At 29.7% G+C, this 21,437-nt stretch carries 20 protein-coding genes; 9 read left to right on the top strand and 11 right to left on the bottom strand.

Annotated elements, in window-relative coordinates; genetic code table 11:
• A partial coding sequence (locus CQA76_RS07050; protein WP_212741546.1) for a PDC sensor domain-containing protein occupies positions 1-1,160 on the bottom strand: 1,160 nt, incomplete at its 3' end.
• 146 nt (positions 1,161-1,306) lie between these two features.
• Between CQA76_RS07050 and CQA76_RS07045 the strand changes: the two genes are divergently transcribed.
• Genes CQA76_RS07045 through CQA76_RS07035 form a run of 3 tightly spaced genes read left to right on the top strand, consistent with a single transcriptional unit; the run spans position 1,307 to position 3,799 of the window.
• Positions 1,307-2,173 (top strand): metal ABC transporter solute-binding protein, Zn/Mn family, encoded by an 867-nt coding sequence (locus CQA76_RS07045; protein WP_137622717.1) that lies wholly within the window; start codon positions 1,307-1,309, stop codon positions 2,171-2,173.
• A gap of 8 nt (positions 2,174-2,181) precedes the next feature.
• The gene (locus CQA76_RS07040; protein WP_137622716.1) at positions 2,182-2,988 is read left to right on the top strand and encodes a metal ABC transporter ATP-binding protein; all 807 of its coding nucleotides are present in this window, start codon (positions 2,182-2,184) and stop codon (positions 2,986-2,988) included.
• Positions 2,981-3,799, top strand: coding sequence for a metal ABC transporter permease (locus CQA76_RS07035; RefSeq protein WP_137622715.1), 819 nt, complete (start codon positions 2,981-2,983; stop codon positions 3,797-3,799). The genes CQA76_RS07040 and CQA76_RS07035 overlap by 8 nt, the downstream gene beginning before the upstream one ends.
• Here CQA76_RS07035 and CQA76_RS07030 read toward each other — a convergent pair.
• The 10 genes from CQA76_RS07030 to pgp6 all read right to left on the bottom strand — a co-directional run bounded on the left by CQA76_RS07030 (position 3,758) and on the right by pgp6 (position 14,689).
• On the bottom strand, positions 3,758-5,140 hold the full coding sequence (locus CQA76_RS07030) for an McrC family protein (RefSeq protein WP_137622714.1): 1,383 nt from the start codon (positions 5,138-5,140) through the stop codon (positions 3,758-3,760). The two genes, CQA76_RS07035 and CQA76_RS07030, sit on opposite strands and share 42 nt — an antisense overlap.
• The gene (locus CQA76_RS07025; RefSeq protein WP_137622713.1) at positions 5,133-7,379 is read right to left on the bottom strand and encodes an McrB family protein; all 2,247 of its coding nucleotides are present in this window, start codon (positions 7,377-7,379) and stop codon (positions 5,133-5,135) included. Before CQA76_RS07025 ends, CQA76_RS07030 begins: the two co-directional genes overlap by 8 nt.
• Positions 7,380-7,454: 75 nt before the next feature.
• Positions 7,455-7,895, bottom strand: a complete 441-nt coding sequence (gene rimP / locus CQA76_RS07020; RefSeq protein WP_137622712.1) for a ribosome maturation factor RimP — start codon at positions 7,893-7,895, stop codon at positions 7,455-7,457.
• Positions 7,885-8,247, bottom strand: a complete 363-nt coding sequence (gene rbfA, locus CQA76_RS07015) for a 30S ribosome-binding factor RbfA (RefSeq protein ID WP_137622711.1) — start codon at positions 8,245-8,247, stop codon at positions 7,885-7,887. The genes rimP and rbfA overlap by 11 nt, the downstream gene beginning before the upstream one ends.
• Positions 8,244-10,820 carry a translation initiation factor IF-2 gene (gene infB / locus CQA76_RS07010; protein ID WP_137622710.1) on the bottom strand — a complete coding sequence of 859 codons (2,577 nt, stop codon included), beginning with the start codon at positions 10,818-10,820 and terminating at the stop codon, positions 8,244-8,246. The genes rbfA and infB overlap by 4 nt, the downstream gene beginning before the upstream one ends.
• Positions 10,807-11,064, bottom strand: coding sequence for a DUF448 domain-containing protein (locus tag CQA76_RS07005; RefSeq protein ID WP_232364915.1), 258 nt, complete (start codon positions 11,062-11,064; stop codon positions 10,807-10,809). The genes infB and CQA76_RS07005 overlap by 14 nt, the downstream gene beginning before the upstream one ends.
• A gap of 32 nt (positions 11,065-11,096) precedes the next feature.
• Positions 11,097-11,975 (bottom strand): homoserine kinase, encoded by an 879-nt coding sequence (thrB, locus tag CQA76_RS07000; RefSeq protein WP_137622708.1) that lies wholly within the window; start codon positions 11,973-11,975, stop codon positions 11,097-11,099.
• A 22-nt stretch (positions 11,976-11,997) separates the two neighbouring features.
• Positions 11,998-12,399: a tRNA threonylcarbamoyladenosine biosynthesis protein TsaB gene (locus tag CQA76_RS06995; RefSeq protein ID WP_232364914.1), complete on the bottom strand. Its 402-nt coding sequence runs from the start codon at positions 12,397-12,399 to the stop codon at positions 11,998-12,000.
• 38 nt (positions 12,400-12,437) lie between these two features.
• On the bottom strand, positions 12,438-13,322 hold the full coding sequence (gene lpxC, locus CQA76_RS06990; RefSeq protein ID WP_137622706.1) for a UDP-3-O-acyl-N-acetylglucosamine deacetylase: 885 nt from the start codon (positions 13,320-13,322) through the stop codon (positions 12,438-12,440).
• Complete coding sequence (gene pgp6 / locus CQA76_RS06985; protein ID WP_137622705.1) at positions 13,322-14,689, bottom strand: peptidoglycan metallopeptidase Pgp6; 1,368 nt, start codon at positions 14,687-14,689, stop codon at positions 13,322-13,324. Before pgp6 ends, lpxC begins: the two co-directional genes overlap by 1 nt.
• A 214-nt stretch (positions 14,690-14,903) precedes the next feature.
• Here pgp6 and bamA point away from each other — a divergent pair, with 214 nt between their 5' ends.
• From bamA to CQA76_RS06950, 6 genes are all read left to right on the top strand, one after another.
• The gene (bamA, locus tag CQA76_RS06980; RefSeq protein WP_408608980.1) at positions 14,904-17,120 is read left to right on the top strand and encodes an outer membrane protein assembly factor BamA; all 2,217 of its coding nucleotides are present in this window, start codon (positions 14,904-14,906) and stop codon (positions 17,118-17,120) included.
• Between the two features lie 722 nt (positions 17,121-17,842).
• The gene (accD, locus tag CQA76_RS06970; protein WP_137622703.1) at positions 17,843-18,685 is read left to right on the top strand and encodes an acetyl-CoA carboxylase, carboxyltransferase subunit beta; all 843 of its coding nucleotides are present in this window, start codon (positions 17,843-17,845) and stop codon (positions 18,683-18,685) included.
• A gap of 1 nt (position 18,686) precedes the next feature.
• Complete coding sequence (locus CQA76_RS06965; protein WP_137622702.1) at positions 18,687-19,139, top strand: 23S rRNA (pseudouridine(1915)-N(3))-methyltransferase RlmH; 453 nt, start codon at positions 18,687-18,689, stop codon at positions 19,137-19,139.
• Positions 19,140-19,147: 8 nt separating this feature from the next.
• Positions 19,148-19,510, top strand: coding sequence for an RNA polymerase-binding protein DksA (gene dksA, locus CQA76_RS06960; RefSeq protein WP_137622701.1), 363 nt, complete (start codon positions 19,148-19,150; stop codon positions 19,508-19,510).
• Positions 19,500-20,486 (top strand): hypothetical protein, encoded by a 987-nt coding sequence (locus CQA76_RS06955; protein WP_137622700.1) that lies wholly within the window; start codon positions 19,500-19,502, stop codon positions 20,484-20,486. Before dksA ends, CQA76_RS06955 begins: the two co-directional genes overlap by 11 nt.
• A complete protein-coding gene (locus CQA76_RS06950) occupies positions 20,483-21,400 on the top strand; it encodes a tRNA dihydrouridine synthase (protein WP_137622699.1) in 918 nt (305 codons plus the stop codon). The genes CQA76_RS06955 and CQA76_RS06950 overlap by 4 nt, the downstream gene beginning before the upstream one ends.
• The last annotated feature ends 37 nt before the right edge of the window (positions 21,401-21,437 follow it).

Genomic DNA, 21,437 nt, shown 5'->3' with positions numbered 1-21,437 from the left:
TCTCCTCTTTCTACAACTTGAACCGTAGAGACTGATTCTTTTACAGCTTGGTTATCTTGTTCTAAACCTTGTTTGGTTGCAAGGATGTTTTCATTGATGGCTTGAGAGATTTGACCAAACTCATCATTAGTTTTTATATTAATAGTAGAGACATTCTTTGTTTTATGATTGATGAAATCAAAGAATGAGTTAAGACCACTTTGGATGGTGGTGAGTGGGGAGAGGAGTTTGGCGATAAAAATATAAAGCAAAACAAAAATTATCCCTATCATAACCACAGAAGCCACAACTTGAACATAAGTCATTTTACGTACGGGTTCTTTTATGGCTTCTGCTGGCTCTCCTATGCAGATTGTACTTTCACCATATTTAGCACATATAGCAAATCTTTCACTATTGTCTCTTTTTCTTGTATATTCAAAAGGTTCAAAATCCGCTTTTGTTTTAGATAAAGCTACAATTTGACTGATATTATAACCTTCTTTAAGCTGATCTTTATCCGTAGCAACAAAGATTTTACCTTCTTTATCAAAAGCAAAAGTTCTTCCTGGATTTAAATCATATTGCTCTTGTAGATCTTTAGTTAAAACATCAATTGCTAAAACTCCGATAAATTTACCATCTTTATAAAGAGCTTTAGAATAAGTGAAACAAGGAAGATTTGTAGTTACATCAATATAAGAGGCGGTGATATATACTTCTTTTGTTTTTAAAGCTCCTTGATAATACTCTCTTGTTCTCGCATCATAATCATCTGCTTTACCATAAAGACCAAAATCTAAATTTTTAGAATCAGAATCCGGATCTGAAACAATCAATTCTCCATTAGGTTGGGCGATATAAACCGCTAAAAAACCTCCTGCATCCCTCACAACCTTAAGTTCTTCTCCAATATTTTCAATTAGGGCTTGTTGGGTATTTAGTTTATCATAAGGAAGTTCTAAAATACTTTTGGCATATTTTTCAAGAGCTTCTTTATTTCTGTTTTGAAATGTCAAAACAGAATTTTTAGCCACTTTTATATAGTTTGTTTCAGATTCAACAACCTCAGCATATATTAAATTTTTTAAGAAAAAATAACTTATAACACCTAAAATACATAAACAAACAAAGGTAATTAAACCTGCAACAAAAGAAACTTTGAACTTTAAACTATTCATAAATTAAATCCCCCCCCCCCCACTCATTAAAATAATTTTTGTGAAAAACACTCAAAACATTATATTAAATCAAAGCTTTAATTTTATTGAAAAATAAATTAAATACTTGTATAATTTAGAGATTTAAAAAATAAAATAAGGTTAACATGAAAAAAATACTTCTTCTATTGGCTATTTTAGGTTTTTGTAGTTTTACAGAAGCTGCAAATTTACATAAAAAAAATGATTCAAATACCATTCCTTTAATCAGTGTCAGCATAGCTCCACAAGCTTTTTTTGTGGAAAAAATTGCAGCAGATACACTCAAAATCAACGTGATTTTGCCTTCTAATGCCAATGAGCATCATTTTGAATTTAAACCAAGTGTTATGAAAAAACTAGAAAAAAGTGACATTTATTTTACTATAGGTTTAGAATTCGAAAAAGTTTTTATGGAAAAATTTCGTCATAATTTTCCTAAATTAGAAATTGTTGATATGCAAAAAAATATATCCTTAATGGATTTTGAAGATTCGCATCATCACCAGCAAAAAGATCCACACACTTGGTTAGATCCTGTATTAGTACAGACTATGGCTGTAAATATTTATGATACTTTGATCCAAAAGTATCCGCAAAATAAAGATCTTTATAAAAAAAATTTGGATCAATTTTTAGCAGAGCTTGATAGACTCAATTTGCAAATTTCATCAAAACTTGAAAAATTAAAACAAAGAGAATTTGTAGTTTATCATCCTTCTTGGACCTATTTTGCCAAACGCTATCATTTAACCCAAATTCCTGTAGAAATTTTAGGAAAAGAGCCAAAAATTAAAGATTTGCAAAAACTCATCACTCTTGTAAAAGAAAAAAATATCAAAACAATCTTTGTTCAAAATGGTTTTCCAGAAAAAGCAGCAAAAACTTTAGCACGAGAATGCAATGCAAAAATTTTTGAAATCAATCATCTTTCTAAAGATTGGGAAAATGAGCTTTTACGCACTAGTGATGCTTTAGCAAAAGATTCCAAATAAGGTAATGTGTGGAATTTTTTTGTATCAAAAATCTTAATTATTGCTACAATCAAGAATATGTTTTAAAAAATATCAATTTAAGTTATGATAATAAAGATTTTTTATCCATCATAGGTCCCAATGGAGCCGGAAAATCCACACTTGTAAAACTCATTTTAGGGCTTTTAAATTCTAAAAACACCATACAATTTAGCGGGATTAAAAAAAATGAAATCGGCTATGTTCCACAACATACTTTAGCCAATCCCAATTTTTTTCCTAGAGTCATCGATGTAGTTCTTATGGGACTTATTAATAAAAAAATATTTGGTTTTTATAATAAAAATGATAAAGAAAAAGCAATGATGGCTTTAAGAAATGTTGGAATGCAGGATTTTTACAAGAAAACGATCAATGAGCTAAGCGGGGGACAAAGACAGCGCGTTTTTATAGCAAGAGCTTTGGTAGATGAATGCAAAATGCTTATTTTAGACGAACCAACCGCAAGTGTTGATAGCAAATCAGCAATTGAAATTTTTGAACTTTTAGCCTCTTTGCATGCAAAAGGTGTAGGCATTTTGTTAGTTTGTCATGATATTAATTTAGTGCTTACTTTTAGTGATAAAATCGCTCATTTAAATAAAGAACTTTTTTTACATCCAAACCAAAAAGAAAAAAAGAAAAGCGAATTTTTAAAACACTTATATGAAAATCACTCTCATTTTTGTGATGTGGAAATGAGTTTAAATTCTTGTTTGTGTGATGATACAAACTGTCATTATAAGGAAAGTTGCCAAAAGAAAGAAAATTGCTTAAAAAAGGAAAATAATGTTTGAAATTCTTCATTTCACTGTATTTCAAAACGCTCTTTTTGCGGCAATTTTAGTCAGTATTGCTTGCGGAATTATAGGAACTTTAATCATGATCAATCGGCTTTTTTCAATGGCTGGAGGTATTACACACGGGGCTTTTGGGGGCATAGGGATCGCTTTTTATTTTTCTTTGCCTATTTTGCTTAGTACAAGTATTTTTACTCTCATATTAGCCTTTATCGTTGCCTTTTTAGTCAAACATTATGAACACAGAAGCGATAGTATCATTGCTGTGATTTGGGCTTTTGGTATGGCAATTGGGATCATACTTATAGATTTAAGCCCTAGCTATAATACCGATCTTATGGCTTATCTGTTTGGAAATATCTTAGCGGTTGAAAATCAAGATTTGTTTTTGATGGGTTTGGTTGATGGAGTGGTGATTGCTTTAATGTTTTTATTTTATAGACAATTTGAGGCGATAAGCTTTGATAATGAATTTGCAAAAGTACGCGGGATAAATACGAGTTTTTTTCATTATCTTTTAATCGCGCTAATGGCATTTTGCATTGTTATTTCTATCCGTCTTGTAGGGCTTATCCTAGTTATGGCATTACTTAGCATTCCTAGTTTTATTGCTGAGAATTTTAGTAAAAAACTTGGTTTTATAATGATTTTGGCAAGCTTTTTGAGTATGATTTTTTGCTTAGGAGGACTTTTGCTTAGTTATTATTTTGATCTTTCTAGCGGGGCTTGTATCATTATCGTTGCTTGTTTTGGTTTTTTAATCAATTTAGGCGTGAAAATCATTTGCAAAAGGCAAGGGCGCAAATAAGATTTTTAACTTTATGCGACTTTCTAAGAAATTTAAGAAATCACTTGCTTTGAAAAAATACTCATCCTTTTTGCTTTTCTCTTTTAATTCTAGCGTCCTCCCACACAAAGGATAAATAAGCCAAACCTCTTTTGCCTTGAATTTAGCAGCATAGGCAAACATTTGATAAAGATCGCTTTGTGCGATAGAGTATTGTTTTTTATCGTCACTATCGCTTAGAATTTTCCATTTGGTATCTGCGATTATATGATCTTGGATATAAAGATCTGGTTTAAGTAAAAAACAATCTTCGCTATCATTTTTACTCATTAGAAATTTAGTTTTATCTTGAGTTTTAATCTTAACTTGATCATTGGCTATTTTAAACATATGAGCTACATAATCTTCAAAAAGTTTTTCCATAGGAAAAAGCAAGGCAAAGGCTTCATTGTCTCCTTTATAAGGGGTAAAGGTTTCTTTTTGTAAAAAAATCCTACACCAAGAAAGCAAAGTTTCATAATAATCAAAATGTCTTGAAATTTTATACTCAAAATCCTTTTTATAATTTTTAGACAACTGCACCTCATCAAGCATTTGCAAAGCTTTTATGACTTTAAATTTATGCATAGTTGTTTTGGATTTTAAAAACTCAAGAGTGGATTTGATCAAACGATTTGGCGGAATATCTAAGATAAATTCATCACTTTCTGTAAAAAATCTTTCTTTATGGATAAGATTGTGTTTTAAATTTTCACTAAAAAACAATTTTCCCTTTAAAAAAGCCCTGTTATCTTGTATGCTCACATAATCTTTTTTTAATCCTTTTTTAAAAATCAAATCCAATTCTTCTAAAAACATAGAAATAAAAATTTCAAATAAAGGCATTTTAGAAGTTTTCAAAGATGAAATATGACTTTTTTTGAAAGGAGAATTTTTTAAGGTTGTAAGTAAATTTAACAAAAGTTGCTTAGAGGGAAAATTGTAATTTTTTTCATAGTTAAAATTTACAAATTTTTCTATTTTGATCTCGTTCTTAGACTCGTTCTTTTGTATATCTAGTTTATAAATTTGTTTTAGTTGATGAAAATTTATTTTTTTTAAATTCTCATCTTTTTCTCCTTGATAACTTTCTAAATCGGTGCATTTGGGCAAAATCTCCAAAATCCCACTTTTTGTTTGTATCATGCCTACATAATTTTTAGCTTTTAGCGTATTTTTATTTTTAAAACCTAAAAAAATTTCATTATTTTTAGCAAATTCTTCTAATTCTTTATAAAATTTATTTGCTCTATTTCCAAAATCTTTTTTTAAGTCATTCTCACTAAAAGCTTGATATTCAATAACTTGAAAAACATTAGTCATTGTTTTTATTATTTTCTTCGGTTTTGTTATCGATATAAATTTTTTGATACGTTTCTATTTTATCCCAAATTTCATTATCAAAAGGGTTAATATTATAAATAGTTTTCTCATTATATGTTTCTAGCTTCTTAATGCTATTTAAATAATCATTTTCTTTATTTTCTACTTTTTTAACCATACCATTATTATTTAAAACGGCATTTATTAAAGCATAATCATCGTAAAAATACTCTTGCAAAAGAGGGATGATTTTATTTTGAAAAACACTCTTTAAATTTTCTAAATTTTTAACACCTATGAAAAACGCATGCCCTATAGTTTTTTCCCTATCTAGCAAGCATTCTATACGAGTATTGATAGCTGTTAATAGTTTTGATAAATCTACATCTTTATATTCTAAATTTTCTAATTCTTTAGGATCAGGCATCATCTCTACAAATTCAAAACGCCTTCTTAAGGCTGTATCAAGCGAAGTTATACTTCTATCAGCTGTATTCATAGTGCCTATAATATAAATATTTTCAGGTACTCCAAATTTTTCACCACTATAAGGCAAAGTTACCCTTAGTTCTTCTTCTGCCCCTATCCTTTTGCTTGGTTCTATCAAAGTTATAAGCTCACCAAAAATCTTACTTACATTACCGCGATTGATTTCATCAATAATGATAATGTAAGGCAAATTTGTTTCTTTTGGTTTGTCTTGATAATCTTTCAAACCTTGCGATTTTAAATAATTTAATATAGCTTTAACATATGCTGAATTATATATTTCATTTACACTGGAAGTTTTATATAATTTCATTATATTGTCTATATTTACTGGATAATCTTTATGATTTTTACTCATATCATCAAATTTAATTCTAAATGTTTTTCCACCTCTATACTGAATAGAATATTTTGTATTTGGCAATTTAAAATATTTTTCCGGATTATCATCTTCTTCTTTTGCTTTTTCTTTTAATTTATTTATATAAACATTAAAGTCTTTTATATTATCTTCATTTTCTAAAGCCTTTTTGCAAAGTTCTTTAAAAATTCCATCTCTTATTTCATATTCCAACTCTTTAGAATTTCCATTATCTTCGTTTATAACAGGTTTTATACCCTCTACAAATTCTTCATATCCGTAACTTTGATGAAAGGTAGTAAAAACTATTTGTCCATTTTTTACATACTCATCAAATTTTGCTTTTTTGTCTATTCTATTTCCTAAATTTTCACCCAAAATTTCTAAAGCTTTATCTATAGTATGATAAGTCTTTCCTGTCCCTGGAGGCCCATAAAGAATTTGATTTAAAGATATATTTTCATCTTGTATATCTTTTCCAAAATGAACTTTAAAAAATTTCTCATAATATTTCAATGCATTAAAATACATATTACCATTTTTAAGATTTTCTGATAAAAAATTTTTATCTTTGTCTAATTTGTGTTTATTTCTATAAAATTCATTGTTATCGCTATAGCTATACAAACTCTTGTCTAAAAATTTCTTAGATATATTATCTATTGCATCAATATATTCTTTTATAACTTCATCGTGCAATTCACTTTTTAAAAAATTAAAAAATAGTTCTTTTATTTCTCTAATATAATTTTCACTATTTTCACCATATTCAAACCATAAAGGATTGGCTATTTTATTTATCATATCTATTAATGATAAATTTTCATCTTCTATTAATTTTCTATAAATTTCACATGTTTTCAATTTCTGTTTAAATTTATTTTTGGATATTACGTTTAAAACATCTTTTGAAAAAATATTAACTATTTTAATATTTTTTATATCTTGATAATGAAAAGCTATTTTCCATTTTACAGCATCCCCAAAATTTATCTTTTCTATCGCCTCTAAATCATTATTTTTACTTGCTTGTATTATTTTTACAATTATTTTTTTTACATTTTCAAAAGCTTCATCTTGGTTATTTCCATATTTAGATAACCAAGCATAATTTTGATTATACAATCTACCTTTAGAAGATTTTTTTTCACCCTCATCGTTTCTTCTATATATACCAAATTTAAAACTTGAGCCACCCCAAATGCTTCCTATATTGCCAAGTTTATTTTCTATCCAAAAAGTAAAATCATCTCTATTTGGATTTTCTTTTAACACACTGGTATATTCTTTTAAAGTCATTTCTTGGACTCTATCTAAAGTCCATACTTCTTGAAATTGTAAAAAATTATCCACCAATTCTTGAGATTCTTTTTTATCTAAATTCCACATTCAATTTCCTCTTTTAGCTATTTTGAAAATTAATAAGCATTATAATAAATTATTTATTAATAAATAATTTATTTTTCACCACTGCACAAAGGTTCTAGCTTTTTTTATATCATTAAATTTAAGAGTGATTTTTTCATTATCTAAGGTTTGTAAATTTATATTTTCATTTTCAACGCTAAGAATTTTTGCCTCGATCTTTTCTCTTTCATTGGTTGTGATTTTTACAAGCTCATTGATACTTTTTTCAAAATGCTCTATTTTGCTAAGCTTTCTTTCAAGCCCACAGCTTGAAACTTCTAAAAAATATTCTCCACTTATAGGTGGTTCCACATCAAAAATAGGCGATAAAATCTCACTAAGCCTAGCACAATCATCCAAATTTATCCCCGCTCTTTCACCTTTTTCATTTAAAGGATTCATCACATAAATTCGGTAAATTTTTTTTCCATTTTCACTGACTAATTCACTATCATAAAGCTCTAAATTTGCTTCTTTGCATAAAGCCTCAAGATTCATTTTTTTCCTTTTTTATCTTTTCAAAAAGTGCATCCATGTGATTTTGATACTCGAGTCTATCATCAAATTTAAAATGAAAATTCGGACAGCGATACCAACCTTGCTCACTCATACAATAGTTTTGCAAAGCCCTTGATGCCTTTTTTAAAGCATTAAGAATTTTTTCTTGCTCATGGGCATTGAAAAACATCTTATCAAGATACACAAAAGCATCATATCTGCCTTTTTTGCATTCTACATCCACAACGCAAAGATTTTTTAAATTCTCATCGTCTAAATTCGCCAAAGCTTCAGGGATAAGCTCTTTTAAAATGCTTTCTGTGCGTAGCTTTTTAATCTCGGCTGGATTCATAGACTTACTTTTTCTTCAACTTCTTTATAACTTTCTATATAATCACCCACTCTCATATCATCACATCCTTGTATGCCAACGCCACACTCATAACCTTTTGCAACCTCTTTGACATCATCTTTAAAACGTTTTAAAGAACTCACGCTTCCTTCAAAAACCACCACACCTTCTCGTATGAGACGAATTTTAGCCCCTCTATTGATCACGCCTTCTGTAACCATACAGCCCGCAATTTGACCCAATTTTGGCACATTAATCACTTGTCTGATTTCAGCTTGACCTAATTGCTCTTCAGAAATTATAGGGCTCATCATACCACCAAGCAAGGCTTTAACATCGTCTAAAAGATTATAAATAACATTGTAGGTTTTTATTTCAACACCTTTATCTTTAGCACGTTCTTTGATCTCTCCTGTTGGGCGTATATTAAAACCAAGTACGATAGAATTTTCACTCGCACTAGCAAGCTCAATATCGCTTTGTGTGATTCCACCTACCCCACTATGGATAATATCGACTTTAATTTCATCGTTTCTTAATTTTTCCAAACTTGCTTTTAAAGCTTCTAGTGTTCCTTGAACGTCTGCTTTTAATATAACTGGTAAAGCTTTGATATTGCCTTCTTTGATCTTAGCTCCAAGTTCATCAATGCTGACTTTTGTAGATTTGCTAAGCTCTTTTTGACGATTGTATTCATAACGTTTAGCCGCATACTCTCTTGCTTCTTTATCGGTTTTAACAGCGATTAAAATTTCACCCGATTGTGCTACTTCACTTAAACCAACTATCACTCCACATTCACCTGGCTTGATCTCTTTAAGTGCTTTGCCTTGATCATCACTCATAGCTTTTATTTTTCCATAAGAAACACCCGCTACAACCGTATCACCTACTTTTAAAGTTCCATTTTGCACGATCACAGTAGCAACCGCGCCACGACCTTTTTGTATGGAAGATTCTATAATGCTTGCTTTTGCGTAATTTTTAGGATTTGCTTTTAATTCCAAAATGTCAGCTTGTAAAAGCACGATTTCAAGCAAATCTTCTATCCCCATTCCGGTTTTAGCAGACACGCCTACAAATTCATAACTTCCACCCCAATCTACTGGCATGATATCAAGTTCAGCAAGTTGAGTTTTTACCATATCAGGATTTGCACCCTCTTTATCCATCTTATTGATCGCTATGATGATAGGTACATTAGCAGCTTTTGCATGATTGATTGCTTCTTTTGTTTGAGGTTTCACCCCATCATCAGCAGCAACAACGATAATAACGATATCGGTGATACTCGCACCCCTTGCACGCATTGCGGTAAAAGCTTCGTGACCTGGAGTATCGATAAAGGTGATCTTTCGATCATTTTTTTCCACCATATAAGCACCAACATGCTGAGTAATCCCCCCTGCTTCACCACTTGCAACACGAGATTTTCTGATGAAATCTAGCAATGAGGTTTTACCATGATCAACGTGTCCCATTATCGTAATAACAGGAGCTCTAACCATTAAATCCTTTTCATCATCTTGAGTTTCATAGTCTTTTACATAATCAAATTCTTCTGCTTCGTTAGTAATCGTAATTTCTATGCCAAATTCAGAGCCTAAAATTTCAATAGCATCTTCATCCAAAAAATCATTTTTAGTCGTCATCATGCCTAGCATAAAAAGCTTTGAAATCACTTCGCTTGTATTTTTACCTATTTTATCGGCAAATTCATACACTCTAATTTCTTTAGGAATTTCAACGCTTGTAATGGCTTCATTTTCTTTTTTTTCTACTTTTTTAGGCGGTTTTTTACGACTTCTTCTTTGAATTCCGCCTTCAGCAAAATTAACAGAATTACCCACAGCTTGGCGTAAAAAATTGGGCTGTTTTTTAACCGTATTGTTCGGTTTTTCTTCTTCTTTAACACTAAAATCAGGCAAAACAACCTCATCTTCATCGTCTAAAGAAATTTCAGCAAAATCTTGATTTCCCAAAAGATCCATTTTTTGAGTATTTTCTTTTTTGACTGCGATATTAGGTTTTTTATCTTTTTTCTTTTTCTTTAAATTTTCATCTGCATTTGAAAACATAGTTTTTAAGCTTATTCTCTCCTGATTTGAAGGTGTATCAGGAACACTTTTTGGTTCATCTTTTTTTATAATTTCTTCTTCGTCTTTTTTCTTTTTAACAATCACAAGCCCTCTTCTTTTTGCCAAAGTAGCGCTTGCTAAACTTTCTTGGACGTTCTCTTTTGATTCTTCTTTTAATTCTTTTGAATCAGGTTTTGATTTTTCTTGAGATTTCTTTGAAGATTTTTTTTCCGTTTGTGTTTTTTTTACATCTTGACTTTTCTCTTCTTTTGGTTTTGATTTTGCCTTTTTTGCAGGAGCTGGTTTTGTATTTTTTTTGAAAGCCTCCGGAATTACTTTAGTTTGTATGTATTCATAAATTCCTGCAGCAACATCTGGCTCTACAGCATTTGATGCGGTTTTGATATTAAGCCCCAACTCATTAGCTTTTGCGATAATTTCTTTACTATCATATCCTAATTCTTTTGCAATCTCATGAATCCTAATTTTTGCCATTGAAAACTATCTCCTTTAATTTTTGCTGAGTGATTTTTGTATTTAATTTTTTACATGCTTTTAAGAATGCTCTTTGCAAAATTTTATCTTCGCTTTCAAAACATTTATCACATAAATAAATGCTACGGCCAAAACTTGAGTTTTGACACAACTCTTCTTTGAAAACTTTAAAACGATATAATTCTTCTTGAAAAAAACGATTTTTACAAACTACACACATTCTAATGGGTTTATGTTTATCTATATCTTTGAAATTATATCTTTTTTTTTCGTTTTTTAGCAAATTTCAAAGCCTTTATTATCAAATTCTAAAACTAAAATCTTAAAATCCTTAAATTTTTGCTCAAGCCTTTGTTTTAAATATTTTACATCCTCTTTATAAACAAGGTTAAAAAAACTTGATCCTGATCCTGAAAGAGTACTCATTAAAGCTTTATTTTCTAAAGCACATTTTTGCACCTCAAAGAGTTCTGGTAAATTTTTCATCCTACGAGTTTGATGAATCAAATCTTTACTAGCTATAGCCAATAAATCGTATTTTTTTTCCAAAAAACAAGCTGTAAGAAAAGAAGAATGAGATAGGTTAAAAACACATTCTTTTAAACTTAAACTCATGGGCAAAGTTGTGCGGCTTTGTTCTGTATTCATAAACACATTTGGAACAACAATAATAGCGCTTAAATTCTCATCTATGGGCTTTTTAATACTCAAAACATTTTCATTCTCAACCACAGAAACTACAAATCCACCTAAAACTGCTGGGGCTATATTGTCTGGATGGTTTTCGTATTTTAATGCCTCGTTTAAAATTTTTTGTTTTTCAACCCTAAAACCTGCCATTTCAAAAGCTGCTCCTATAGCTCCAACAATCACAGCCGAAGAGCTTCCAAGTCCTCTAGATAAAGGAATTTTATTTTCAAAAATAAAACGAAAAGCATCCTTTTTTCCACTTAATCTTTGATAAACCTCATTAAAAATACTCACAAAAATATTATTTTTTTTAAGGCTTAAATTTTCACTGCCTTCTCCATAAATACTGATACTAAACAAATTTGATTTTTCAATGACAACACTATTAAAAAGCCCTAAACTTAAACCTAAACAATCAAACCCTGGTCCTAAATTTGCACTCGTTGCAGGTACTAAAATTTTCAATATTGATTCCTAGTAAAATTATTTAAATTGCAGGCAAAAAATAAAAAGGTAGATTATCATTTTTTTTATTAAGCTTGCTTAAATTTGAAGGCAAACTAAACTCTCCAAAAATAGCTTTTTCTAAAACAATTTCATCTCCTTTTTTTACAAAACACATTTCTTTATGAGCGCTAATAGGCCGGTTGTTATTTAATTCAAATGCACTGATTGCAAACAAAGGGATATTTTTAACTATGCTTAGGGTACTTAAACTCACATAAGAAATTTTAATCCCCATAAAAGAGCCTGGACCATTAGCGTAAATAAGCTCATCAAAGGTGAAATCTTGAAGTAATTCTTGTAAAATTTTAGGTATAAATTCACTCGCTTTTTCATCGCTTGTTATACTTTTTACAAGAAGATCATTTTCATAAATACCAAGCATCAAAGGCTTAGATAAGGCATTAAGCAAGAGAGAAGTTTTTATGCAAAAACCTTTTCATAAGCTTTTTCATTTGCTTTTTCAAGGCTGACAATCTCATAAGCTTCTTTATCTTTTAATACCTCTTTGGTGAGTAAGTGATTTAAATGATGACTTCCAGCAAAAGATATATAGTCTCCAAACACTCTATATCCAAGCAAGGTTAGATCCCCAATAGCATCTAAAATTTTATGTCTTACAAATTCATCTTTAAAACGCAAACCTTCAGGATTTAAAATACGGTTTTCATCCACAACTATAGTATTTTCCAAACTTCCGCCAAGGGCTAAATTTTTATCTCTAAGCATTTGCACATCTTTTAAAAAACCAAAAGTTCTAGCCCTTGCGATATTTTCTATATAATTTTTTTTACTGAATTCAAAATTATAAGTTTGCTCACCTATGACCGCATTGTCAAATTTAATCGTATAATTGATACGAGGTTCTTTTGTCGGTATTAAACGCACAAATTTATTACCATCTCTTACTTCTATTGGCTTTTTAATCACCATAATCTTTTTAGGTGCATCAAGCTCTCTAAATCCTGCTTCATCAAGCATCATACAAAAACTAATGCTTGATCCATCCATAACAGGGGCTTCGTTCGCATTTAAAACGATGCGTATGTTATCTATCCCATAAGCATTGATTGCACTCATTAAGTGCTCTATCGTGGAAATAAAACCACGATCATCGCCTAAAACAGTAGCCATTTGAGTATTAACTACATTTTCAGGAATAGCTCTATAGCTTACATTTAAATCGCTTCGAAAAAATACTATTCCACTATCAGCTTCTAAGGGTTCAAGAGTGATTTCGATAGGCTCTCCTTTGTGTAGTCCTATACCAACACCTTTTACTGATTTTGCTAAAGTTAATTGTTTCATTATTTTTGTCCTAAAATTATTTTTTTTCCATCGTCTAAAACTTTGTAAATATTATTTTCAATCCACTTTCTATCTTGCCATTGTTCTGGACGTGTTTCAACCCCTTGAACTAAAACTCCAAAATGCAAATGATCTCCTAATGCTAAACCACTTGTCCCCGTTCTTGCTATCACACTTTGCTTTGCTAATTTTTCACCTACATCAACACTTTTAGAAGAACAATGCCCATAAAGGCTATAAACTCCAAAACCATGATAGATGATTAAATTAAGCCCATAAATTCCATTTTTCTCCGCAAAGATGACTTTACCGGAATTATTGCTTATGATTGGCGCTTGCATAACACTCGCTAAATCAATTCCCATATGATAAGAATCACTAATAAATTGACCATTGTAAGAATAATATCTATGATCAGCAAAATCTCCCACCTTCATGGCATTTTTAAGTGGCAAAAATAAATTGATATTAAAATTTCTTAATTTAACTTCAGGGATCTCTGAAGTGATTTGATGTATAAGAATCTCATTATTGTTTCTTAAAGTCTCATTGACAAATTTAAATTTTTCAAAACGTGTAAAATTATTATCTTTAGGAGCATATTCTTGAGCTAAATTTTCAATTTTGCCATCTAAAAATTTATCCGTAAGGCTGATATTAGAAACACGGTATTTGCGATTTAAAAAATAATACCTTATACGTTCTTTAGATATATTTCCTGCTTTATCTTTAGCAACAATATAAGCACGAAATTCTTCATCTCTTGCATCCCAAGCAATGATCGCTGTATAATATCCCTCTTTAATATAAGGCCTAACTTGGAAAATTTTACCCTTATTTGTCTCTATATAAACCTTATCTAAGTTTGCATCATTGACTTCAAATACAACAGCTGCGGCTCCACCTTGTTCAATTTGGTAAGAATTGCTTAAAACATTAACCTTAGGAGAATCTTCATCAACAATAACTGCAATTTGTTTTTTTGCCTCATTTTGACTCAAAAAATTCCAAAAATCATTATTGTTTGCAGAAATTTCCATAATAAAAGATTTCATCTTCTCTTTATATTTTGGTAAAGCAACTTGTAAAGTAATATCATTTAAATTTTGAATTTTTTCATCAGCTATAACCACCCCTTTATCGTTGCTATTTTTTCGTAAAACTATCTGGACGTTTTTAATCGGATATTTAGAATCTTTGATACGTACTGAGATTGGTTTTTTAAGATTGGTATAGATTATATCCGGCATAATAATTTGAGGCGAATTTGCTTTGAATATATCTTCTTTTTTTGTAATAAAAAAAGCTAACAAAACAACAATAATCAAAAAATACAAATAAACAATTCTTTTCTTTCTTTTTGCCATATTTTTTCCTACGAAATCAACAATGCTCAAAATCTCAAATACTTTAAAATTAATTCTAATCAATTATAGTAAATACTAAATTATGTTTAATCTGTGATTTTACAAATCTAAATTATTAAGGTTTTGATTATTAAGGTATCTAAAATCATTTGTTAAATTTCTTTTGCTATCATTGTAGGTTTTAATATCAAAGTTTGTTTTTTAGGTAAAAATAATGAAAAAAATCATCGGTGTTTGCATTTTGGCTACATTAAGCAATGCGACTATTATTAAAGAAATTAAATTTAGTGGTTTAAATCATCTTTCAAGCACAACCGCTATAAATCTTACTGGTCTTAAAGTCGGCGAAGAATTAAATCTTTCTAAAATTAACAGTGCTATACTCAATCTTTACAAACAAAATTATTTTGATAATATTGCCGTAGAAGAACATAACGGGGTTATAGATATTATAGTCACTGAAAAACCAAGTATTGCTAAAGTAACCATCACAGGTATTGCTTCTAACGATCGTAAGCAAGTTGAAAATATTTTAAGCATCAAACGTGGAAATCTATTTGATGAATCAAGCGCTAAAGATGCTTGCAAAAGAATTAAAGATTATTACGAATCGAAAAGTTATTTTGATACCATTGTTGAATATAAAACCAAAAACTTAGACAATACCGATGGTTTAGAACTTGAATTTATAGTTAATCGTGGAGAAAATATCGTTATTGATAATGTATCTTTAAGCGGTGCTAAAAAATTATCCTATTCTGATATCGAACCTGCAGTGGTTAATAAAGAAAAAGAATTTATGGGTTGGCTGTGGGGAAGAAATGATGGAAAGCTAAAAATATTTGAATTAAACAACGATAGTGCAAGAATTAGTGATGAATATATGAAAAAAGGCTATTTAGATGTACAAATATCCCCTCCTTACTTAAAAACTTACACAGATACTTATCAAGCTAATTTGACTTATTTTGTAAAAGAAGGAAAGCCTTACAAAATAAAAAATATTGCCATAGAAAATCCTTTATTTGAAGAAAAACAAAATATAAAAACAATAAAAAGTTTGCGTTCTAGTGTTGGTAAGATTATTAATATAGAAGATGTTAGAAAAGATACAAAAACCTTAGAAACTCAAAGTGCTGATTTGGGCTATGCTTTTGTTGAAGTTTATCCAGATATCCAAAAAAATGATGAAACTCATGAAGTTGCAATTACTTTTAAGGTTGTTCCTCATGAAAAAGTTTATATTAGAAATGTGATTATTTCAAATAATTCACGCACAGTTGATCGCGTTATACGTAGAGAAATGTATGTCACTGAAGGTAATTTATACAATAGAACTGATTTAACTGAATCAAAAAATGCCTTAAAAAGAACTTCTTATTTTGATAATGTAGATATTAAAGAAAAAAAAGTTGATGATACTCATATTGACCTTATTGTTGATGTTAAAGAAGCATCTACAGGCGCAATATCTGGAGGTATAGGGTATGGATCAAGCGATGGATTGCTTTTGAATGCTTCCCTATCAGATACAAATATTTTTGGTTCAGGTGTTAAAAGTTCAATCAATGTAGATAAAAGCGATGATACCTTATCAGGAAGAATCAGTCTTATCAATCCACGAGTTCTTGATAGTCGCTATAGTCTTGGAGGAACTCTTTATTCTAATGATTATGAATGGGATAATTATTCAGAAAGAAATTATGGTTTTGACATCACCTTTGGTCGTCAATTTGCAAGATATTTTAACGCAAGCCTAACTTATAATTTAGAGCAAAGCGATATTTATTACCTTAGTCCAACATTGCTAAGAACAGGTTATGATCTTGGCAAAAGCATAAAAAGTTCTATTACACCGATGATATCATTTAACAATACAGATGATTATTATCTGCCTAGATCTGGGATTATTGCTTCCACGGGTCTTGAATATGCTGGACTTGGAGGGGATCAAAAGTTTTTATCTTCAAGTTCAAAATTTAATTTTTATCAAGGCTTGCAAGATTATATAGGATTTGACCTCATTTATCGTTATAAAGCAAGTTTTTATAAAGTCTGGAATAGAGGCTATTTACCAATCAATCAAAGAATTTATTTAGGAGGTATCCGTTCAATTCGTGGTTTTGAAAGCAGAACCGTAAGTCCTAAAAATGAATGGGGCGATGAAGTAGGTGGAACTATAGCTTTTGCAAATTCAGCAGAAATTAGCTTTCCACTAATTGATAGAATTAAACTTCGTGGTAGTATATTTTTTGACTATGGTATGATAGGACGTAAAAATTTAGACGAGATAAAAAGAATGAGTACAGGATTTGGTTTAGAATGGATCACTCCTATTGGACCTTTACAACTTATTTTTGCTAAACCACTTAATGATAAAAAAGGCGATGATACAAATACTTTTGAATTTAACCTTGGAACGCGTTTTTAATGGAAAAATTCTTAGATACTTGTAAAGGTAAATTTAGAAATTAGCAAGTATCTAAACAATTCCACAAAACGATCTTAATTTATATTCTAAAAATGGTTATAATGACAACCAAAGCTATAAATTTAATTAAAATGTGAATGAATTTTATAAACTATATTAAGTCCTTTTGTGTAATTTTTTTCTAAATAAAGCAGTTTGATAGGAAAGGCGATTCTTAAAAATTATTCTTAATTCCTTAAATGGAAGTTCTAATTTTATTAAAAACACCCTTTTAAAGTACCTCAATAGCTCTTATATAAAGATGACAAATCCAAAAATGCCTTTAATGGTCATTTAGCCAACAATGAAATTTAATCTTAAGCGAAGACAAAACTTAAAAACTAACTTTTAAGCCTATTTATTCTCCGATCAATTTTACCCAATCAATATACTCTAGTTCGTATTGAAAAAATAACTCTTTATCTACATATTCTTAATTTTTATCAAAAAAATAAATTAAAATTTAGATCTTTAGATGCAACGGCACTAAGCCTTATCTATGCTTAATTATTTAAATTTTGTTATTATTTTGAGCAAAACTCGAACTTTTAATACTACAGCTGCATCAATACTTTGTCAAAATTTATATTTAGAAAAAAATGAAAATTTCTTTCTTGTAAGTAAAGATAAGAGAAATTTTGATATAATTCTGAAAATTTTTAAATTCAATATAGGTAATTTATATGAATTTTATAGATATTTTTTCAAAAATCAGAAGACAACAGCCTAGCACAAAAGAAGCACCTGAACACTGGGTGAAATGCCAAAGTTGTCATGCTTTAATGTATTATAAAGAAATAGAATCTCGTTTTAATGTATGCCCTAAATGCTCTTATCATATGAGAATTTCTCCTATGGATAGAATTAGGCTTTTAAGCGATGAAAATAGCTTTGAAGAATTCGACACAAATTTAGAAGCCACAGATCCACTTAAATTTGTCGATAGCAAGTCTTATAAAAAAAGATTGAGCGAAGGTCAAAACAAAACAGGTAGAAAATCTGCAGTTGTAAGCGGAGAATGTACAATTGATGGGTTAAAAACTCAACTTGTTGTATTTGATTTTTCTTTTATGGGAGGTTCTTTAGGTTCTGTAGAGGGTGAAAAAATAGTCCGAGCCATACAAAGATCTATCAGCAATAAAAATCCTTTAGTGATTGTAAGTGCAAGCGGAGGTGCTAGAATGCAAGAAAGCACCTATTCTTTAATGCAAATGAGTAAAACAAGTACAGCTTTAAAACTCTTAAGCAAAGAAAAAATTCCTTATATTAGCATCTTGACAGATCCAACCATGGGAGGTGTGAGTGCCTCTTTTGCTTGGCTTGGAGATTTGGTGATTGCCGAGCCAGGAGCTTTGGTAGGTTTTGCAGGACAAAGAGTGATAAAGCAAACCATAGGTGCTGATTTGCCGCAAGGTTTTCAAAAGGCTGAATTTTTGCTAGAGCATGGGCTTATAGATGCAATAGTAGAGCGATCTGAAATGAAAAAATATCTTAGCAATACGCTTAAATTTTTCTGTGGAAACTGATTTGCAGATTAATATTTTTTACATACAAAAAAATACTGAATTTGAAATTTTAGATCAAAAGTATCTCAAGCTAATATCCAAATTCGCCACCATTAAAGAATACAATCTTTTTAATAAAAAAATTGCAAATGCACAAAATTTAAACAATCCAGAATTAGCAAAAAAAAGTTATGAGGAAGTATTTAATCCGCATAAAAAAGGTTTTAATATAGCTCTTGATGAAAGAGGCAAAGAACTTACAAGCTTGGAATTTGCAAAAATCATCAAAGATAAATTTGAACTAAGTTTTTTTATAGGTGGAGCATATGGTTTAAGAGATGAATTTACAAAAAAACTGGACTTTAGCTTATCATTAAGTAAGCTTACTTTAGTGCATCATTTTGCCAAAACTTTACTTTTAGAACAAATTTATCGTGCCTTTTGTATCAACTCTAATCACCCTTACCATAAATAGGAATAAAAATGAAAAAAAAAGATTTAATATTTTTTAAAGAAAATCTAGAACAAAGAAAAAAAATAATTAAAGAAAATTTACAAAGCAATTCCAAAGAGATTAAGGCTTTACACGATAGTGTTCCAAGCGATAGTGTGGATTTTTCTATTATAGAAACCAACTCACAAATAGATTTTGCCATCAATGCGAATTTAAACCAAGAACTCAAAGAAATTGAAGTTTCTCTAAATAAAATTAAAGATGAAACTTATGGCATTTGTGAATCTTGTGATGAAGAAATTGCTATTGAAAGACTTAAAATAAAACCTCATGCGAAATATTGTGTTGCTTGTCGCGAAAATTTAGAAAAAAAGGAAAGCTATGAAAGTTAAACTATTTTTTATTGCTAGTATTGTTTATACTCTTATAATATTTACATTGGCTTGGTATTTAAAGCTTGGAAGCTATACCTTAACCTTAAATACTTATAGTTTTGAACTTCCGGTTATGGTTTGGTTGATTTTACCTCTAATTCCTTTAATATTTTTCGCTATATTTCATATGCTTTTTTACCATTTTTTGCTTACTCTTAAATTCAAACACTTTTTCAAGGATACTACCAAATTTGAAAACTATACTAAAGATTTGCTTTTAGAAAAAGAATCTGATATAAGCTTCTATACTAAAGAATTTAGAAAAGTAGCACAACTTGCAAAAAGTTTAAAAACCCATGAAAAAATTCCAAACGAAACCAAAATAAATGAAATCTTAGATCTAATAGATGGTATAAAAAAAGAAGAATATTTAAATATCAAAAAATTCAAACTTCCAAATGATAATATTTTGCTTTTAGAAAATGAAAAAAATCATATAAAAAATGATATAAACTATGCCTATTCTAGGGTAAAAAATATCACTGAAATCAAAGACGATTTTGAGGAATTGGCTTTTAAAATTCTACTTCAAAAAGGCAGCTACGAACAAATTAAAAACGTTAAAATTTCTAAAAATTCTCATCAAGTTTTAGAGCTGATAAAACGCTTTAAAGATGGAAATCTTGATCTTAGTACAGCTGAATTTGAAGTTTTACTCACTCATTCTATGTTAAATGAAAAAGAATATTTAAGTATCGCAAAAATGAGTACCAAATTCTTTAATCCAGATGCAATATTAGGAATTTTTTCTAAAATAAAAAATGAAAAAAATGACGCTTTGAAGGCATACTTATATCTACTTGCAGAATTTGGACTTTTGGATGAGTTAAGAGAGCAAATTCGTAATGATGAAAAAAGATTCAGTGATTTTAAAGCCTTTTTAATCCTTAGAGAAAAGAATATTGATATTGATTTAAATCATCTTATACAATGATAAATTTTAATAAAAAACCTTTATTTTTAGCTCCCATGGCAGGTTTTTCGGATCTGCCCTTTCGCAATGTGGTTAAAAAATTTGGAGCTGATGTTACAATAAGCGAGATGATAAGTTCTAACGCTCTAGTTTATGAAAGTTCTAAAACTTTACATATGCTAGAACGCTCTGAACTTGAAAAACCTTATATTGTGCAAATTGCCGGTGGAGATAAAGAAATACTTAAAAAAGCCGTTAAAATGCTAAATGAGATGGATTTTATAGATGGAATTGATTTTAACTGTGGCTGTCCTGTAAATAAAGTAATTAAGCAATGTGCAGGAAGTGCTTTGTTAAATGATTTAGAGCTTTTTAAAACGCTTGTAGGAACTATCAAAGAAACCAATAAGAAAAATCTCACAAGCGTTAAATTTCGTTTAGGTTTTAATGAAAAATATCCTGAAAAAATGGCTACAATTTGTGAAAATTTAGGTATCGATTTTATAAGCATTCACGGACGAACAAGAAAACAACTTTATAGCGGAAAATCTGATTATAGTTCTATAGCATTCGCTAAGGCAAGTGTAAAAATTCCTGTGATTGCCAATGGAGATATCGATGCAAATAACGCCCTTGAAGTTTATAATATCACAAAATGTGACGGATTGATGATAGGAAGAGCAAGTATAGGAAATCCTTGGATATTTTATGAAATCAAAAATAGTCAAAAAGTAAGTCAAAGCCTTAAAAAAGAAATCATATTAACTCATTTTGAAGAAATGATAAAACATTATCAAAATCAAGCTGTAAGCATATTTCGTAAGCATTTGCACGAGTATTCTAAAGGACATAAGGATGCTTCAGCTTTTAGAGATGAAATAAACCGCATCAATGATGCTAAAGAAATGAAGAAAAAAATAGAATTGTTCTTCTAATCATTTGGATTTGAAGTTTTTAAAAGATTAAAAACTT

It is taken from the genome of Campylobacter aviculae, from assembly GCF_005406215.1.
In the GTDB taxonomy this organism is placed as follows: Bacteria; Campylobacterota; Campylobacteria; order Campylobacterales; family Campylobacteraceae; genus Campylobacter_D; species Campylobacter_D aviculae.
This window is presented reverse-complemented; position numbering and strand designations above follow the sequence as displayed.

Excerpts from the sequence above, each read along its gene's own strand:
- CQA76_RS07045 (WP_137622717.1), top strand. The coding sequence starts at position 1,307 with ATGAAAAAAATACTTCTTCTATTGGCTATTTTAGGTTTTTGTAGTTTT.
- CQA76_RS07035 (WP_137622715.1), top strand. The coding sequence starts at position 2,981 with ATGTTTGAAATTCTTCATTTCACTGTATTTCAAAACGCTCTTTTTGCG.
- CQA76_RS07030 (WP_137622714.1), bottom strand. The coding sequence starts at position 5,140 with ATGACTAATGTTTTTCAAGTTATTGAATATCAAGCTTTTAGTGAGAAT.
- CQA76_RS07025 (WP_137622713.1), bottom strand. The coding sequence starts at position 7,379 with ATGTGGAATTTAGATAAAAAAGAATCTCAAGAATTGGTGGATAATTTT.
- rimP (WP_137622712.1), bottom strand. The coding sequence starts at position 7,895 with ATGAATCTTGAGGCTTTATGCAAAGAAGCAAATTTAGAGCTTTATGAT.
- rbfA (WP_137622711.1), bottom strand. The coding sequence starts at position 8,247 with ATGAATCCAGCCGAGATTAAAAAGCTACGCACAGAAAGCATTTTAAAA.
- infB (WP_137622710.1), bottom strand. The coding sequence starts at position 10,820 with ATGGCAAAAATTAGGATTCATGAGATTGCAAAAGAATTAGGATATGAT.
- CQA76_RS06995 (WP_232364914.1), bottom strand. The coding sequence starts at position 12,399 with ATGCTTGGTATTTATGAAAATGATCTTCTTGTAAAAAGTATAACAAGC.
- lpxC (WP_137622706.1), bottom strand. The coding sequence starts at position 13,322 with ATGAAACAATTAACTTTAGCAAAATCAGTAAAAGGTGTTGGTATAGGA.
- pgp6 (WP_137622705.1), bottom strand. The coding sequence starts at position 14,689 with ATGGCAAAAAGAAAGAAAAGAATTGTTTATTTGTATTTTTTGATTATT.
- bamA (WP_408608980.1), top strand. The coding sequence starts at position 14,904 with ATGAAAAAAATCATCGGTGTTTGCATTTTGGCTACATTAAGCAATGCG.
- accD (WP_137622703.1), top strand. The coding sequence starts at position 17,843 with ATGAATTTTATAGATATTTTTTCAAAAATCAGAAGACAACAGCCTAGC.
- dksA (WP_137622701.1), top strand. The coding sequence starts at position 19,148 with ATGAAAAAAAAAGATTTAATATTTTTTAAAGAAAATCTAGAACAAAGA.
- CQA76_RS06955 (WP_137622700.1), top strand. The coding sequence starts at position 19,500 with ATGAAAGTTAAACTATTTTTTATTGCTAGTATTGTTTATACTCTTATA.
- CQA76_RS06950 (WP_137622699.1), top strand. The coding sequence starts at position 20,483 with ATGATAAATTTTAATAAAAAACCTTTATTTTTAGCTCCCATGGCAGGT.